The 15,151-nt window shown below is 58.7% G+C and carries 11 protein-coding genes; 6 read left to right on the top strand and 5 right to left on the bottom strand.

Annotated elements, in window-relative coordinates:
- The first annotated feature begins 101 nt into the window (after positions 1–101).
- On the top strand, positions 102–1,196 hold the full coding sequence (mtnA, locus tag ACR3E0_RS21595; RefSeq protein WP_480481604.1) for an S-methyl-5-thioribose-1-phosphate isomerase: 1,095 nt from the start codon (positions 102–104) through the stop codon (positions 1,194–1,196).
- Positions 1,197–1,271: 75 nt separating this feature from the next.
- A complete protein-coding gene (locus ACR3E0_RS21600) occupies positions 1,272–3,308 on the top strand; it encodes a bifunctional aldolase/short-chain dehydrogenase (RefSeq protein WP_480481606.1) in 2,037 nt (678 codons plus the stop codon).
- Positions 3,309–3,346: 38 nt separating this feature from the next.
- Here ACR3E0_RS21600 and ACR3E0_RS21605 read toward each other — a convergent pair whose 3' ends face one another.
- Positions 3,347–4,588, bottom strand: a complete 1,242-nt coding sequence (locus ACR3E0_RS21605) for an MFS transporter (RefSeq protein WP_480481608.1) — start codon at positions 4,586–4,588, stop codon at positions 3,347–3,349.
- A gap of 147 nt (positions 4,589–4,735) precedes the next feature.
- Between ACR3E0_RS21605 and zapE the strand changes: the two genes are divergently transcribed.
- Complete coding sequence (gene zapE / locus ACR3E0_RS21610) at positions 4,736–5,794, top strand: cell division protein ZapE (RefSeq protein ID WP_480481610.1); 1,059 nt, start codon at positions 4,736–4,738, stop codon at positions 5,792–5,794.
- 62 nt (positions 5,795–5,856) lie between these two features.
- Here zapE and ACR3E0_RS21615 read toward each other — a convergent pair whose 3' ends face one another.
- From ACR3E0_RS21615 to ACR3E0_RS21630, 4 genes are read right to left on the bottom strand one after another with little or no spacing between them, the layout of a single operon-like run.
- Positions 5,857–7,131 (bottom strand): bifunctional folylpolyglutamate synthase/dihydrofolate synthase, encoded by a 1,275-nt coding sequence (locus ACR3E0_RS21615; RefSeq protein ID WP_480481612.1) that lies wholly within the window; start codon positions 7,129–7,131, stop codon positions 5,857–5,859.
- Positions 7,128–8,063, bottom strand: coding sequence for an acetyl-CoA carboxylase, carboxyltransferase subunit beta (gene accD / locus ACR3E0_RS21620; protein ID WP_480481614.1), 936 nt, complete (start codon positions 8,061–8,063; stop codon positions 7,128–7,130). The genes ACR3E0_RS21615 and accD overlap by 4 nt, the downstream gene beginning before the upstream one ends.
- A gap of 59 nt (positions 8,064–8,122) precedes the next feature.
- Positions 8,123–9,019: a CPBP family intramembrane glutamic endopeptidase gene (locus ACR3E0_RS21625; protein WP_480481616.1), complete on the bottom strand. Its 897-nt coding sequence runs from the start codon at positions 9,017–9,019 to the stop codon at positions 8,123–8,125.
- Complete coding sequence (locus ACR3E0_RS21630; RefSeq protein WP_480481618.1) at positions 9,012–12,119, bottom strand: ABC transporter transmembrane domain-containing protein; 3,108 nt, start codon at positions 12,117–12,119, stop codon at positions 9,012–9,014. Before ACR3E0_RS21630 ends, ACR3E0_RS21625 begins: the two co-directional genes overlap by 8 nt.
- Before the next feature lie 247 nt (positions 12,120–12,366).
- Between ACR3E0_RS21630 and ACR3E0_RS21635 the strand changes: the two genes are divergently transcribed.
- The 3 genes from ACR3E0_RS21635 to ACR3E0_RS21645 all read left to right on the top strand — a co-directional run bounded on the left by ACR3E0_RS21635 (position 12,367) and on the right by ACR3E0_RS21645 (position 15,104).
- Entirely contained in the window at positions 12,367–13,128 is a 762-nt protein-coding gene (locus ACR3E0_RS21635; protein WP_480481620.1) for a DUF6478 family protein, read from the top strand.
- 11 nt (positions 13,129–13,139) lie between these two features.
- The gene (locus ACR3E0_RS21640; protein WP_480481622.1) at positions 13,140–13,499 is read left to right on the top strand and encodes a hypothetical protein; all 360 of its coding nucleotides are present in this window, start codon (positions 13,140–13,142) and stop codon (positions 13,497–13,499) included.
- Positions 13,500–13,577: 78 nt separating this feature from the next.
- Positions 13,578–15,104 (top strand): MFS transporter, encoded by a 1,527-nt coding sequence (locus ACR3E0_RS21645; RefSeq protein WP_480481624.1) that lies wholly within the window; start codon positions 13,578–13,580, stop codon positions 15,102–15,104.
- Positions 15,105–15,151 lie beyond the last annotated feature (47 nt).

Genomic DNA, 15,151 nt, shown 5'->3' on the forward strand with positions numbered 1-15,151 from the left:
CAACTGCGGCGAATGTGGCTTGCCCGGTTTACAAGCCCTCGTTGAAATCGCACTTTACCTCCAAACTCTGACGTCACCCTCGCGAAAACGGAGGCCAAAGAATGAAGGTAAATGGTGATCACTACCGGTCGATTTGGTGGGACAAGGCGACAGGTGAGGTCCGCATCATTGATCAAAGATGGCTGCCGCACGAGTTCCGGATCGTGACACTCAAGTCGCTGGAAGAGTTCGCCGCGGCAATCCGCGACATGTGGGTCCGCGGCGCGCCTTTGATCGGCGCCACGGCGGCTTTTGGAATTGCCGAGCAGATGTCCCGCGACAGCTCGGACGCCTCGTTTGACACCGCTTACGATGTTCTCAATGCGACGCGCCCCACTGCGATCAACCTTCGCTGGGCATTGGACAAATGCCGCGATACGTTGATGCCTCTATCAGTCAGTGACCGCGCGGACCGCGCCTGGAAGCTGGCTCAGGACATCGCGGACGAAGATGTCAAAATCAATGCGTCTATCGGTCAACACGGGCTTGAGCTCATCAAAAGTATAGCGGCCCGCAAACCCGAAGGCGAGCCGGTGCGCCTTTTGACCCATTGCAACGCAGGCTGGCTGGCGACTGTGGATTGGGGGACGGCAACAAGCCCGATGTATCACGCACACGAGGCAGGCATACCGGTTCACGTTTGGGTTGATGAAACGCGTCCGCGAAACCAGGGGGCGCTGACATCGTGGGAGCTTGGCGAGCACGGTATTCCGCACCGTTACATCGTGGACAATGCGGGCGGGCACCTGATGCAGCACGGGTTGGTGGATGCGGTGATCACTGGCACCGACAGGACCACGGCACAGGGAGACGTTTGCAACAAGATCGGTACGTATCTGAAGGCTCTTGCAGCACATGATAATGGTGTCCCGTTCTACGTTGCGCTGCCCTCTCCGACAATTGACTGGACAGTTCGGGATGGGGTCGCAGAAATTCCGATTGAAGAACGTGATCAAGACGAGGTTTCCCATGTCATGGGGGTGGATGAGCACGGTGCCCTTGCCGACGTTCGCGTTACCCCGGATGGCACGGAAGGCGGCAACCCAGCGTTTGATGTCACCCCAAACCGGTTGGTCACTGGCCTGATAACCGAGCGCGGCATCTGCGAAGCCTCGGCGGAAGGCTTGGCCGCGCTGTTTCCTGAACGTTCTGGTTAACGGGTTATTGAGAACCCAACATGAGAGTCCGGCTGAACCCGTCGGGCAACCGATTGCATTTTCAAGGCAAAAACGATGATTGAGAACTGGTACAAATTGGACGAAGCCCAAACATGGCGCAAACAGGCAGGTGCAAACCCTGCCGACCAGGAACTGGGCGAACGCGTCTACACATCTCGTCTGATCGGACAAAACTCGGACCTGCTCATGCACGGCGGCGGAAACACATCCGTCAAACTGGAACGACCCGACCTGTTTGGCGAGGCTCAGCCTGTCCTTCACGTAAAGGGATCGGGATGGGACCTGGATACGATCGAAGCCCCCGGACTGCCCGGCGTCTGGCTCGAACCGCTCATGAAACTCCGCGCGTTGGATCGCTTGACCGACTTCGAAATGGTCAACGTCCAGCGCGCCAACCTGTTGGATTCAGGTTCGCCTAACCCGTCGGTGGAAACGCTGTTGCATGCATTCCTTCCTCATAAGTATGTCGACCATACACACGCGACGCCGTTTTTGGTTTTGGCAAACCTGCCAGACGCCGCCGATATCTGCCGCGAGATTTTCGGCGACCGCCTGGGTATCGTTCCCTATATCATGCCGGGGTTTGGGCTTGCAAAAAAAGCGGCCGAAGTGTTCGACGAGAACCCGGATGTTGAGGGGCTTTTGCTGCTGCAACACGGGCATTTCACATTTGGCAGCACAGCCAAGGAAAGTTACGACCGGATCGTTTCACACACCAACGAGGTAGCGGCCTTTTTTGGCATGAAAGACCTGACGCCAATTGGCGTGCGTAAACCAGCGCGGAATCTGGAGGTTTTGCCAACCCTTCGTGGGGTTATTGCCGAGGTGTCTGCTGGACGAGACGATCCGATGCCTGTCTTCGATCTTCGAAACGGACCGGAGGTGATGAAGTTCTTTGAGCGGTCAGATGTCGAAGCGCTGTCGCAACGCGGAATGGCCTCACCCGACCATGTCCTGCGAACCAAAGGCTGTCCGCTTGTCCTGCGCACTTCCGATCTGTCGGATGGGCGCGCGCGGCTCAAGGTCAAGGTCGAAAAGTTTGCCGAGGCGTATCGCGCCTATTTCGATCGGCAGGCGCCGACCGCGGATGAGCCAAAAACCTTGTTGCCGGCAGACCCGAAACACGCATGGATTGAAGGGGTCGGCGTCATCGGAATCGGCGCAAATGCAAAGGCGGCATCGATTGCAGCCGATCTGGCCGAACAGAACCTTCGCGTCAGGGCGGTGGGCGAAGATGCCGGAGGGTTTTACCCCATAAATGAAAGAGACCGGTTCGATTGCGAATACTGGTCGCTGGAACAGGCAAAACTCGGGAAAAGTGCGCCTCCACCTCTCCAGGGCAAGGTTGTGATGGTCACCGGCGGGGCGGGTGCAATTGGCTTGGCCACTGCCAGTGCCTTTGCCGCTGCCGGAGCCAACGTCATGCTGGTGGATCAGAACGAGGCGCTGTTAGCGGACGCTCAGGAATCGCTTGGCCGCTGGCACGCCACCTTCGGCTGCGACGTGACGGCTGACGCAGCTGCAGACGCGGCTATGGATGCGGTCATTCACCGGTTTGGCGGGCTGGATATCCTTGTGTCCAATGCAGGCTCGGCCATGTCAGGGGCCTTGCTTGATCTGGATGATCGCGAATTTCGCGCTGCATTCGAGTTGAACTTTTTTTCCCACAAGGCTTTCGCCGCAAGTGCCGCCCGCGTTATGCGCGAACAAGGACGCGGCGGTCAGTTGCTGTTCAACATCTCCAAACAGGCCATCAACCCGGGGCGGAACCTTGGCGCTTATGGGACCCCGAAGGCGGCGACTATGTTCCTGTTGCGCCAGCTCACGCTAGAGCTTGCAGAAGATGAAATTCGGGTTAACGGCGTAAACGCGGACCGCATCCGCTCGGGCCTGCTAACGGACCAGTTCATCAAAGAGCGCGCGGCGGCGCGCGGAATCACAGAGGAGGCCTACCTGGCCGGCAACTTGCTGGGCCGTGAAGTCGAAGCCACTCATGTCGCCGATGCGTTTGTCGCGCTTGCAAGAATGGAACGCACAACTGGTCACGTTGTGACTGTGGACGGTGGGAATACCGAGGCAGAATTGCGCTGAGGCTGGTCAACCAAAACGCTGGTTGTGGAGTGCATACTTCAGGCTGCTGCCGCTGCAACGGCGCGGTTCTCGCGAATGGGCAGGTGGACAATGGCGCTGAACGCGCCGACTGCCACGCCAATCCACCATACCATCGTGTAGTCTCCGTACTGATCATACATGCGACCGCCCAGCCATACGCCTAGGAAACTGCCGACCTGATGGCTTAAAAAAACGAACCCGTAGAGCGTTCCCATATACCGCAGCCCGTAAAGATGGGCGACCAGGCCAGAGGTCAACGGCACGGTGGCCAGCCACAAGGATCCCATCACCAGCGAAAACGCGATCACCGTGAGCGGCGTGATCGGGAAAACGATGAACAGCGCCGCAGCAAGTGTCCGGCCGGTGTAAATCGTTGCCAGAAGGTACTTCTTGGGGAAATGGTTCCCGGCCCAGCCCGCCAGAAGCGTGCCGCCGATATTGGCCAACCCGATCAGCGAAATTGACACCGCCCCCAGCGCTGAAGTCGACGTAATCCCGATGGAATGCAAAACGCCGCCGGGTTGGATCGGACCGCACATCTCGGTGACAAAGGCCGGAAAATGCGCGGTGACAAATCCCAACTGGTATCCGCAACTGAAAAAACCCAAGAAGATCAGCGCATAGGACGGGTCGCGAAAGGCTTTGCCCAATATCTGGCCCATGCTTTCTTCCAACTCGGCTTTGCTGACCGGCTGAGGTGCCCGCATGAAGGGTAGCGTGAGGACCAGTGCCAGGATCGCCATGGCAAAGACAATGAACACCTGTTGCCAGGGCAGGAAGGTCAGCAACCATTCGGCTGTCGGCGCCCCCAGCACCTGACCAAAGCTGCCGGCTGCTGTGACAATCGCCAGAGACATGGACCGGTTTTTGTCAGAGGACGCGCGGCCAACCACAGCCAGAACCACACCAAAACCCGTTCCGGCGATCCCGAAGCCGACCAGCCAGGCATACATCTGATGTTCGAACGGCGTCACGGACCAGGCCGACAAAACCATACCTGCCGCATAGATCAGCGCCCCGAGAATGATCGCCCGGCGGTCCCCGACTTTTTCGGCGATGGCCGCAAAGATCGGCTGGCCAATTCCCCAGGCGAGGTTCTGAATGGCAATGGCCATCGAGAAATCGGTCCGCAGCCAGCCGAACTCGTCGGCGATTGGAATCTGGAACACCCCAAAGGACGCCCGCACGGCAAAGCTGACCGTTATGATGATACATCCAACGATCAGAATCGGGTTCATAAGGCGGGCGGTTTGCGGCATGGGGATCTCGGGGTTTGGTTCGCCGGACGTTAGCGGATTTGAACAAACCGTCAATTCAGCAGATTTGCGGTCACGGATAAGGAAATTTGATGTGTCGTCAAAAATGGCCGCTTTTCAAGGCGCAAGGCGGACGTTAAGGCTCGGGTCATGACGGACCTGATTTCGATTTACGAGGCGCGCATTGCCGAGGGCAGCCTGACCCGGGACGATGCGCAAGAGGTCGTTCTGCCGCATTTCGAGCGTATCCGTACCGCCCTGTCCGAACCCGTCAAACGTGGACTGTTTCGCAAGGCACCCCCTCCGCCACAAGGCCTGTATCTGTGGGGCGGCGTCGGGCGCGGGAAATCCATGTTGATGGACATGTTCGTGGATACGTTGGAAGACATCCCCGCGCGGCGGGTGCATTTTCACGCCTTCATGCAAGAAATCCATGCCGGTATGCACAAGGCCCGTCAGGAGGGTGTCGAGGACGCGTTGGCTCCGGTCGCGCAGGATGTGGTGAAATCCGTCCGCCTGCTGGCCTTCGACGAGATGCAGATCACCGACATCACCGATGCGATGATTGTCGGGCGTCTGTTCGACATGCTGCATGACGGGGGCGTCGTTGTCGTGACCACGTCGAACCGGCATCCCGATGACCTTTATAAGGACGGACTGAACCGGCAGCTGTTCCTGCCGTTCATCGCGCACATCAAGGACCGGCTCCAGGTGTGGGAGTTGATCTCACCCACGGATTATCGCCAGAACCGGCTGGAAGGCGCACCGGTCTATTTCACGCCTATCGGGCCCGAGGCCCGGCAAAACATTCGCGCTGTGTGGAATGATCTCGCAGGTGGGCAGGCCGACCCGCTGGTGCTGCAGGTCAACGGCCGGGCGGTAGAACTGCCCGCGTTCCGCAACGGGGTCGCGCGCGCGTCATTTTATGATCTGTGCGGCCGTATGCTGGGCCCGGCGGATTACCTGGCCATCGCCGAAGAGGTCAAGGTTATGGTGCTGGAAGATATCCCGCGCCTGTCACGCAACAACTTTAACGAGGCGAAACGGTTCGTCACACTGATCGATGCGCTTTATGAGGCAAAAGTGCGTCTGATCTGTTCCGCCGCCGCCGAGCCCGAAATGCTGTATGTCGAGGGTGAGGGGACATTTGAGTTCGAACGCACCGCCTCGCGCCTGCGGGAAATGCAGGATCAGGACTGGGGGGCATAGGGGGCGCTGCCCCCGTCGCGCTTCGCGCGCCTCCCCCGAGGTATTTTCAGCCAGATGAAGCCCTAGCGGTTTTCGCGAAGTATATTGCCGGCCAGATAAAGCGAGCCACAGATCAGAATGCGGGCCTGTGGATCTCTGTCCGTGATCCCGGTCAAGGCATCCGTAACGCTGGTGGCCGTAAAAGCAGGCAGGTTCACGCGGACAGCGGCAGCGGCTGTGTCTTCGGCGCTGAGCGTGGCGGTCTCACCCGGTATCGAAACAGCCGTCAGGCTTTGCGCCTGCCCGGCCAGCGGAGCGAGATAGCCGGTCACATCCTTGGTGTTCAGCATGCCACAAATCAGATGCGTCGGTTTCTGAGGCAGTTTCGCCAGCACATCCGCCAGAGCGATCCCGGCGGCAGCGTTATGACCCCCGTCCAGCCACAATTCGGCCTGCGGCGCCTGGTCGACCAGCGGACCGGTTTTCAGCCGCTGCATGCGGGCGGGCCATTCGGCCCTGGTCACCGCAGCCTCATACGCGGTATCCCCCATGTCGAGGTGACGCAGGACCGCCAGCGCGGCACCTGCGTTTTGGATCTGATGTGCGCCCAGCAGGTTGGGCAGCGGCAGATCGCGCAGACCGGTTTCGTCCTGATAGACCAGACGTCCGTTTTCTTCGTGGACATGCCAGTGCTGACCATGCACCAAAAGCGGAGCCCCAAGTCGGGCCGCTGTGTATTCGATGACCTCCAGCGCCTCATCCTGCTGGGGACCTACGATACAAGGCACGCCCGCCTTGATGATACCGGCCTTTTCTGCCGCGATCTTGCCCAGCGTATTGCCCAGGAATTGTTCGTGGTCCATTGACACCGGAGTGATCACCGTGATGGCGGGCTGTGCGATCACGTTGGTCGCATCCAGGCGCCCACCCAGACCAACCTCCAGCAGGGTGAAATCCGCCTGGGATCGCGCAAAGGCCAGCAAGGCGGCGCAGGTGGTGATTTCGAAATAGGTGATGTTTTCGCCACCATTCGCGGCATAACACTCATCCAGAATCGCGGTTAGCGCGGGTTCCTCAATCAGCGTTCCGGCCAAACGGATGCGTTCGTGAAACCGCGCCAGATGAGGCGAGGTATAGGCGTGTGCCCGGTGCCCTGCCCCTTCGAGGCCCGCGCGGATCATGGCCAAGGTCGACCCTTTGCCATTGGTTCCGGCGATGTGGATCACCGGCGGCAGCTTGGTTTGCGGATTGTCCAATGCGGCCAGAAGACGCCAGACCCGGTCAAGGGTCAGATCAATGATCTTGGGGTGCAAGGCCATCATCCGGTCAAGGATGACGTCCGAGGTCTGCGCCCTCATGTCTCGGCCGTGTCCCCGGCAGGCGCGTCTTCCGCAACCTCTTCTTCAGGCTCCGGCGCGGGCAGATCGCCTTTGACTGCAGGCGGCAGGTCCATCAGCATCCGGATGATGGTGATCAGCTCCTCGCGCATGTCGGTGCGCTTGGTCACGCGGTCCAGCATGCCGTGATCCAGCAAATACTCGGCGCGCTGGAACCCTTCGGGCAGTTTCTCACGGATGGTCTGTTCGATCACGCGCGGTCCGGCGAAACAGATCAGTGCATTGGGTTCCGAGATATGCACGTCACCCAGCATCGCGTAAGAGGCGGTCACGCCACCCGTCGTTGGATGGGTCAGCACGACGATGTAGGGCAGGTTGGCCTCTTTCAGCATCTCGACAGCAACGGTTGTGCGCGGCATCTGCATCAGGCTCAGGATGCCCTCCTGCATCCGGGCGCCGCCGGCTGCTGAAAACAGGATCATCGGACGTTTCAGCCTGACCGCCTCTTGCGCGGCGGCGATGATGGCGTTGCCGACATACATGCCCATCGACCCACCCATGAACGAGAAATCCTGTGCGGCGGCCACAATTGGTGTGCGACCGATCTCACCGGATGCGACCAGCATCGCCTCTTTCTCACCCGTCTTTTTCTGGGCGGCCTTCATGCGATCCGGATATCTTTTCTGATCGCGGAACTGAAGCGGATCGTCTTTGGGTGCCGGAACCTCAACCTCGGTGAAAATACCGCCGTCAAACAGGTGATTGAACCGGTCGCGCGGTGTGATCGCCATGTGGTGGCCGCACTGGGTACAGACATTCTGGTTTTCCGCCAGTTCGCGGTGAAACAGCATCGTTCCGCATTCATCGCACTTGTGCCACAGGTTTTCCGGCACTTCGCGGCGCGAGAAGATCGAGTTGATCCTGGGGCGGACGTAGTTTGTGATCCAGTTCATGTTGGAACCTTGCTGATGCGGCGTTGACGTCAAATAAGACGCAACGGCAGGAAATGCAATCAGCGCCTGATCGCCAGACGCGCTGTTAACCAACAGACAATCATCACCGCAAAATCCACATAGAGCCATTGCCGGAGCATGCCGGTGTCGGACATGTCATAGGGCAGCAGGAACAAGGCAAGCCCGCTGAGGTTGTCCGGCAGCGAGATAAACAGCAACGCCACGACATTGTTGAAGAAATGCAACGCAATAGCCGGACCCAGGGTCCCGGCACGTGCCGTCAGATCGGCAGCGAGCAGACCGAAGATGAACGACCAGACAGCGATCAGGGCCGCGTTTTCTCCGGCCAGAACCGGGGCATAGTGACCGGCGGCGAACAAGGCGGCAGGCAGGCCCATCCAGATCACCGGAGATCGGAACCTTGCGGCCAGAGACTGTTGGATGTAACCGCGAAACAGCACCTCTTCGGCGCTGGTTTGAATCAGCACCGCAACGGCAGACAGGGGTAGCAGAACCATCCAGGTGGACAGGGCAAGGTTCTGTGTCAGTGGCGCGCCCATGTCATAGGGTGGCAGAACCGCCAGGGCCATGCCCAGAATGAGCAGCGCGACCAGTACCCGCCAAAACTGGCGTACCCCCAAGCTCCGCTGCCCAAGGATCGAGCGTAATGAACGATGTTGCAGGTTCCGCGCAGCGATGGCCACGCCAAGTGTGATAAACCCAAAGCTGCACAGCAGAATGAGCATCGCGACAGGCGATGACCCCTGCAGAAAGCCCGTCGCCCAGTCTTGCGAACCCATCCCGGCAATCACCGCAAACAGACCCAGATTCATTGCCGTGACCAGAACACCCACAAGTGCCAGACCGACAAGCAACCGCCAGAGTTCGGGCCGTGCGCGCGCGTCTTTCACGAGTTGCTCATGCGCGGCGTAAACACCGGGCGAAGTATCAGACATTGTCACCCGGGCCTTCCACCCCGATCGCATGGGAAACTTCCGGAAAAATATCAGCCGGGTTCTTGGCACCATTGATCCTGTTGGACAGCGTCGTCAGATACCCCGCCACCGTTTGCAGCAATTGTACCGCAACCGAGGCGTCGCTTTCGACAACGGCCCGCAGTTCCTCTGCCCCGATCCGCAGGAAAGAGCAATCGGTCAGGGCGACAAGGTCCAGTTGCCGGGTCTCACCGGTAATGATCGACAAATCGCCGATCAGGCGACCGGGTTCGATGATTGAAATCGGTCTCTTATTCCCGTCCTCGTCCGGCCAGTCCAAGCGGGCCTGACCAGAAATACACAGGTAGGCCGCGTCCGGGTTCTGGCCGCGGGCAAAGATGACCTGCCCCGCCGCAACGTCGTACCATTGCGCCGAAAACGCCAGCAAACGCTGGTTTCGAGCATCGATGCCTGCAAACAACTCGGTCGAGGAAATAACCTTGAGCTTTCGGCTCAGATCGGCCGATGCCCCCTCTTCATGAACAAGGTGGGTGCGCGACACACCGTCGATACGGCCATCCTTGACCTCGACAAACAGGTCGTATGCTTCCGGATGGGCGAAATGATCCTCCATGAAGATCATGATCGAGTCCGGCAGCAGTTCTCGCAGCTTCAGCCGGGTTCTCAGGCGGCTTTCGGAATCGTGGCTGGCCAGCGCCTTGTCCAGGATCAGGATGTCCGGACGCTTGATCCCGGCGCGGGAAAACGCGGCGCGTTCCTGAAAGACCGTTGGCAGGTTGTTCCCGCCCAGACCCGAGGGCAGGTCGTAGATGATAGCTGCCGCTCTGCGACGCAATCCGGCTTTGTTCAGGGCCGCGGCCACGACGTCCTCGATCTCATCTGTTCGAGCCCCGGCCATCAGTGAAATTCGACCATAGAGCGCATTTTCCATCACCGTCAGGCGTGGGATGTAGGCATCGGGTGAGACGGGGATGAACATCCCGTTCATCGCTCCCCTCAAACGCTCTGCCTGCCCTTTGCGGATCGAAAGGATCTTGTCTTTGTATTCGTCCGGGAAATCGGGCCCGATCTGTTCGGCGGTCAGAAGGAAGGGTACGGTCAGCAGCAGAGCGCGTTCCTCGTCGCTGATCTCGGCATCACCTTTTGCCTTGCGCCGATCCTGGATATCGAGCAGGCGGTGATACATCTCCTTGGACATTCCAAGCCGCAGAAACAGCGGGTGATCTGTGCCGTCCCGTCCGAACGCCTGGTTCAGAGTTTCAAGAACGGCGTTCGAGATGCTCATGGCATCGTCATCCAGTTCGTGGGTGCTTAGCATCGACAGAAATCGTTTATCGCCCGCCAGAATATCAGGGGAAATGTCCCGCGACGGCGTGGCAAAAAGCAGGTTGCCGCCCAAAGGTACGGCCGGGTTAAAACGGTCCGGATCGAACCGGTACACATATTGATCGAGGTCCTTTTCCCGCAATCGTTCCGCAACGGTGTCCCGCAGCTCGACGATTTCCCGCGCCAGAACGGGGTGCAGATCGGGATCAAGCTGGCTGCGCAATGTGCGGCGGAACATGAACTCGTCAATGCCCATCGCCTCGACCAACTGGAACCACCAATCCCGGATATCATCGATGTCGTCCAGCCCGGCCAATCCCGGATCGACCCATTCGTCAGACAGCGAATCCGGTGGATTGCCCGCGCGGACGGCTTCGATCTGTCGACGCGACGGGGTGTTAATGGCATCGGCTTCGTGCTGCGGATGTGTGCGCAGCGGCATCAAAAGGTTGTCACCCAGCGTTCCGTCAAACAGGTAGGGACGCGAATAGGCATAGCCGATCCGGGCCGCAATGACGGATTGATGCAGGTCTTTCAGCTTGTGTCCGGCCAGAATGACATCCCCCTGAACAGGCAGGAGCTCGCGCGTCAGCAACTGCGCCAGCGCGTTGCGTTCGGACGCATGGGTCGATTGGATCGCCACGCGTGCACCCTTGGGAATGGTCAGATCAATGTCTTCCAGAATGGTTTTGCCGTCATCGTCGCGTACGGTCACATTGCGCAGCTCGATATCACCGGTCAGGTGCGGGATGGTCTCTGGCTCACCTACGAAGAGGTGTTCCGGAACCATGTTTTCCGGGGCAAAGCGTTCGGTCACGATTTCCCAGCGCAGCGACATGTCCTGTACCTGGTTGTAATAGGTCAGCAGGTCTTTCCACGGGCCGCTCAGATCCTTGTACGCCCCCAACGCAGCAACCAGCGCACCCACCGTGATCTCGCCGGTGATCGCCAGATACCCGCCAACCGAGTAGAACAGAAACGGCGTCATCTGTGTGATCAGGTTGTTGAGGAACTTCATAAAGAACTTCTTGTTGTAGATCTTGAATCGGATCTCGAACAAGGTTCCAAGGCGATGGCTGAATTGCGCCAGCCGATAGCGCCAGCCGCCATTGGTGCGCAGGTCGCTGATCCCCGCCGCGCTTTCCCCGATTTCCGAGCTCAGCTGGCGGACCTGTTGAATACGATCCTTGTTCAACAGGTTGATCTGGCGTTGCAGTTTCGGAATCAGCCAGGCCTGCAGCGGGATCAACGCGATGCTGGCGAGGCCAAACCAAACACTTTGCATGAACAGGAATGTCACAATCGTCATCATCTGACCGAACTGGAACACCGGCTGCGCGATGGCATCGCCCATCAGCCCGCCCATCGGTTCAGCCTCGGACGTGATCATCGACACCAGTTCACCCTGACTGGTGGTCGCAAAATAGGACTTCGGAAAGCGCATTGCGCGATGAATCAGGGTGAACCGAAGGCGGCGCAACATCCGCTCGGCCAGAATGCCTTTCATCGTGTTGATGCGCATTTTCATCAACCCGCTGACCAGCACGGTGGCCAGAAAAGCAAAGCACAGAATCATCAGGTACTGCACCTGGGTCACCGTAAAGCCCCAGACGGTTACGGTGTTACCCGGTGCACCAATGGCGTCATTGATGATCTGTTTGGGCAGTTCCAGCGAGGCATACAGAAAGGGAAAGGACAAAACGGTCAGCAGCAACAGAACAAACTGCTGTTTCTTTGAATACTTCCAGATGAACGAGAACAGAGTGGGTTCCATACCCGGGCCTTGCGTTAATTGAGATTGCGAAGCGGTGGGTTTTTTGGGGCAACCCGCTGATTTCAGATGACAGACGGTAAGCACTGGTCTTGTGTATTGCAAGAATTGACGCGGGATTCGGTACCCCTGTGCACGGCTCCGTGATAAAGCCGTTTACGAGAGGCGGTTTCCGCGGCCTTGTGTTCGAATGCGGTTTGTCCCCTGCGCTGTCTTGGACTAGAAAAATACTGCCTGAGACGATGGGACCATGAGCAGGATTCTTGATCGCTACTTTCACCGCAAGGTTCTGGGACGCTGGCGTAAAGCCGCGCAAGAAGCCGTGGATGCGCCGGAACTGCAACTGCGGCGGCAGCGGGACCAGGCCCGGACATTGCGCACGCATCTGGATCGGTTGATTCATATTGCCGATGGCCGGCTGACACTGCCTCAGATCGGATCGGCTCAGTTCCCGAAACCGATGGGAACGGACTGGTGTTGCCGTCCTGACCTTTGGCGCGGACCTCTGGCCAGACCTGGTATCGCCTCGGCCGCGCGCAAGGCACTGATCGACCCTCAGGTCACTCTGTTTCACGATTGTCCCCAATCGCAAATTGCCGTGCGGCAAATCCGAAACCGGCACGAGAGCGATCTTGCCCCCTACAGCCTCGCGATTGAAGTGTTCAGCTTTGAGGGCTCATTCCTGTCTCTTTCGGTTGAATTGCCGACCGAAGCCGCCCGGGACCTGACGCGACAGCACCTCATGCGCGTGGATGCCCGGATCGACAGTGAACGGGATACGAACGTGTTTGCCAGGCTCAATATTCAGCACGGGCCGAACACGGAACAGGTGTTGCGACAGATGGATCTGTCCGGCCCGTCGAATTCGGTGGATTTCGATCTGGCCCATTTGCCGCTGAACGAGCGGCGGGTCGAAAAGATCTGGCTGGACCTTATCTTTGAGAACCCGCACATGAACCGCATCGTTTTGCGGGACCTGACCTTTTGCCGCCATCACCGCGCCGATTTGTGAGACGCCCTGCCATGACCCAGCCAACAGTGACGATGACCCGGTTCGAAAACGGCATTTGGCAAGGCCATATTCAGGCCGATACGGAACCAAGGATCGAAGTGCGGTATCTGGATGAGACCGTGGACGGCGTTGAACTCTCACCAGTCCAAGCGGGCTGGTCCTTACGGGTTCCCGTCCCCATTGCGGCGCTGTCTGAAGGGGTACATTGTTTTGTCGTCGTCGATGCTGAGACAACCCAAAAACTGACAGATTTCACAGTGATAGCCGGTGCGCCCGCTGCGGATGACCTTCGGGCCGAGGTCGACTTGCTACGCGCAGAACTGGATATGCTGAAACGGGCATTTCGCCAAACCCATCACGGCGACAGCTAGGTCGTTCTAAAGGGCCTCCCTATCTTTTTGGCCATTTTCATGCATCAGTAAGGCATCCGGAATAACTCGGGCGCCGCCATGGATCGCAGCAGTATCGTGAAAGTCATCGCATTGATGGTGACGGGGTTTGGGATCGGCATCGACTTTACCGGCGCCCTGATGCTGGTTCCGGCCATCGAAAACTCGTTTGATTCCGACATCACCAGCACCCAATGGGTTCTCAACATCTACGCATTGTTCTTTGCCATGACCATGGTGGCCGGTGGGCGTCTGGGCGACATGTACGGGCACCGCAAGATCATGATCATCGGGCTGACGATTTTCCTGTTTTCGTCCGTCTTGTGCTTGGTGGCGCCCAGCCTCGATTTTCTGGTCGGCGCGCGCGCCCTGCAGGGTATCGGCGCCGGATGCGTCTGGCCTTGCACATTGGCCTTTGGGGCCACAAAGGTCTCGCGTCCGGAACACCGCGCACTGGTTATGGGTATGATCCTTGCGGGCGTGACCACGGGGAACGTTTTCGGGCCGATGATCAGCGGCCTTGCCGTCAGCCTGGGTGAGTGGCGCTATTTCTTCCTGGCAAACGTGGTGCTGTCCTGCGTTTCCATGGCCACCGCTCTGCTGTTGATGGAGCGTGAGACACAGCACAAACAGGGCGAGCACATCGATTTCGCCGGGATGGGCATCCTGTCCTTTGCCGTCCTGCTTCTGCTCTATGGGCTTGACGTGGGCGCGGACTGGGGCTGGACCTCGGTGCCGTTGCTGTTGTTGTTCTTTGTCAGCGCTATGCTGTTCTTTTTCTTCCCAAAAGTGGAAAAACGGGTGAAAGAACCGTTGCTGTTGCCCCAGATGATGCAGAATCGCGAATTCCGCATCACGCTTGGGCTCAACATGTTCAACGTCTCGGCGGCCTTTGTGGCCTTGTTGTATTTTCCGCAATACATGCAAAAGGTTCTGGGCTGGTCGACATTTGAATCTGCGCTCGGGCTTGCGCCATTGACGGTTCTTTTGGCTGTGGGATCGGTCGTCTCGGGCACGCTCTATAACGACTTTGGACCCAAACGGCTGCTGTTCTGGGGTTATGTGATTGCCACCATCGGGTCGGCCAGTATTGTCGTGCTGCCAAGCTCACTCGGCTATTTCCATATCCTGCCCGGAATGGCGATGATCGGGTTGGGCGCAACACTGACGGTTGGCCCGTCGGGCACAGCCGCTGTCTGCGCAGTCAAACCCGAGCGCGCCGGCCTGGTCGGCGGGTTGAGTTTCATGACCCACCTCGTCTATGGCGCGATTTCCGTCGCTTGTGCCACCGCGATCATGTACGTGGTGAGCCTGTCCAACCTGCGGGAGCGCCTGACAGAGGCCGGGATAAGCCTGTCCGACGCCGATCAAAAGGCAATCAATGGCGGCACCCTGGAAACAGACTCGGCCCGCGCGGTGATGGCGAAACTGAGCTCTGGCGATGTCGAAAAGGTCAAGGATGCTATCATAGCGGCCTTTGACAGCGGTATGAGCATGGCCTTTATCTTTTCAACCCTGTCTGTATCGATCGGCGTCATTCTGGCGCTGATGCTGGATGAGGAAAAACTACACAAAGTCGAAAGCTGACACGCCGCAACCTGCAAGAAGGGCCGCGTCTTGCGCGACCCTTTATT

Source organism: Ruegeria sp. AJ12, from assembly GCF_056536245.1.

What these genes read in the sequence shown, in the direction of transcription:
- accD (WP_480481614.1), bottom strand. Translation starts at nt 8,063, where the DNA reads ATGAACTGGATCACAAACTACGTCCGCCCCAGGATCAACTCGATCTTC.
- ACR3E0_RS21630 (WP_480481618.1), bottom strand. Translation starts at nt 12,119, where the DNA reads ATGGAACCCACTCTGTTCTCGTTCATCTGGAAGTATTCAAAGAAACAG.
- mtnA (WP_480481604.1), top strand. Translation starts at nt 102, where the DNA reads ATGAAGGTAAATGGTGATCACTACCGGTCGATTTGGTGGGACAAGGCG.
- ACR3E0_RS21615 (WP_480481612.1), bottom strand. Translation starts at nt 7,131, where the DNA reads ATGAGGGCGCAGACCTCGGACGTCATCCTTGACCGGATGATGGCCTTG.
- ACR3E0_RS21600 (WP_480481606.1), top strand. Translation starts at nt 1,272, where the DNA reads ATGATTGAGAACTGGTACAAATTGGACGAAGCCCAAACATGGCGCAAA.
- zapE (WP_480481610.1), top strand. Translation starts at nt 4,736, where the DNA reads ATGACGGACCTGATTTCGATTTACGAGGCGCGCATTGCCGAGGGCAGC.
- ACR3E0_RS21625 (WP_480481616.1), bottom strand. Translation starts at nt 9,019, where the DNA reads ATGTCTGATACTTCGCCCGGTGTTTACGCCGCGCATGAGCAACTCGTG.
- ACR3E0_RS21635 (WP_480481620.1), top strand. Translation starts at nt 12,367, where the DNA reads ATGAGCAGGATTCTTGATCGCTACTTTCACCGCAAGGTTCTGGGACGC.
- ACR3E0_RS21645 (WP_480481624.1), top strand. Translation starts at nt 13,578, where the DNA reads ATGGATCGCAGCAGTATCGTGAAAGTCATCGCATTGATGGTGACGGGG.
- ACR3E0_RS21605 (WP_480481608.1), bottom strand. Translation starts at nt 4,588, where the DNA reads ATGCCGCAAACCGCCCGCCTTATGAACCCGATTCTGATCGTTGGATGT.
- ACR3E0_RS21640 (WP_480481622.1), top strand. Translation starts at nt 13,140, where the DNA reads ATGACCCAGCCAACAGTGACGATGACCCGGTTCGAAAACGGCATTTGG.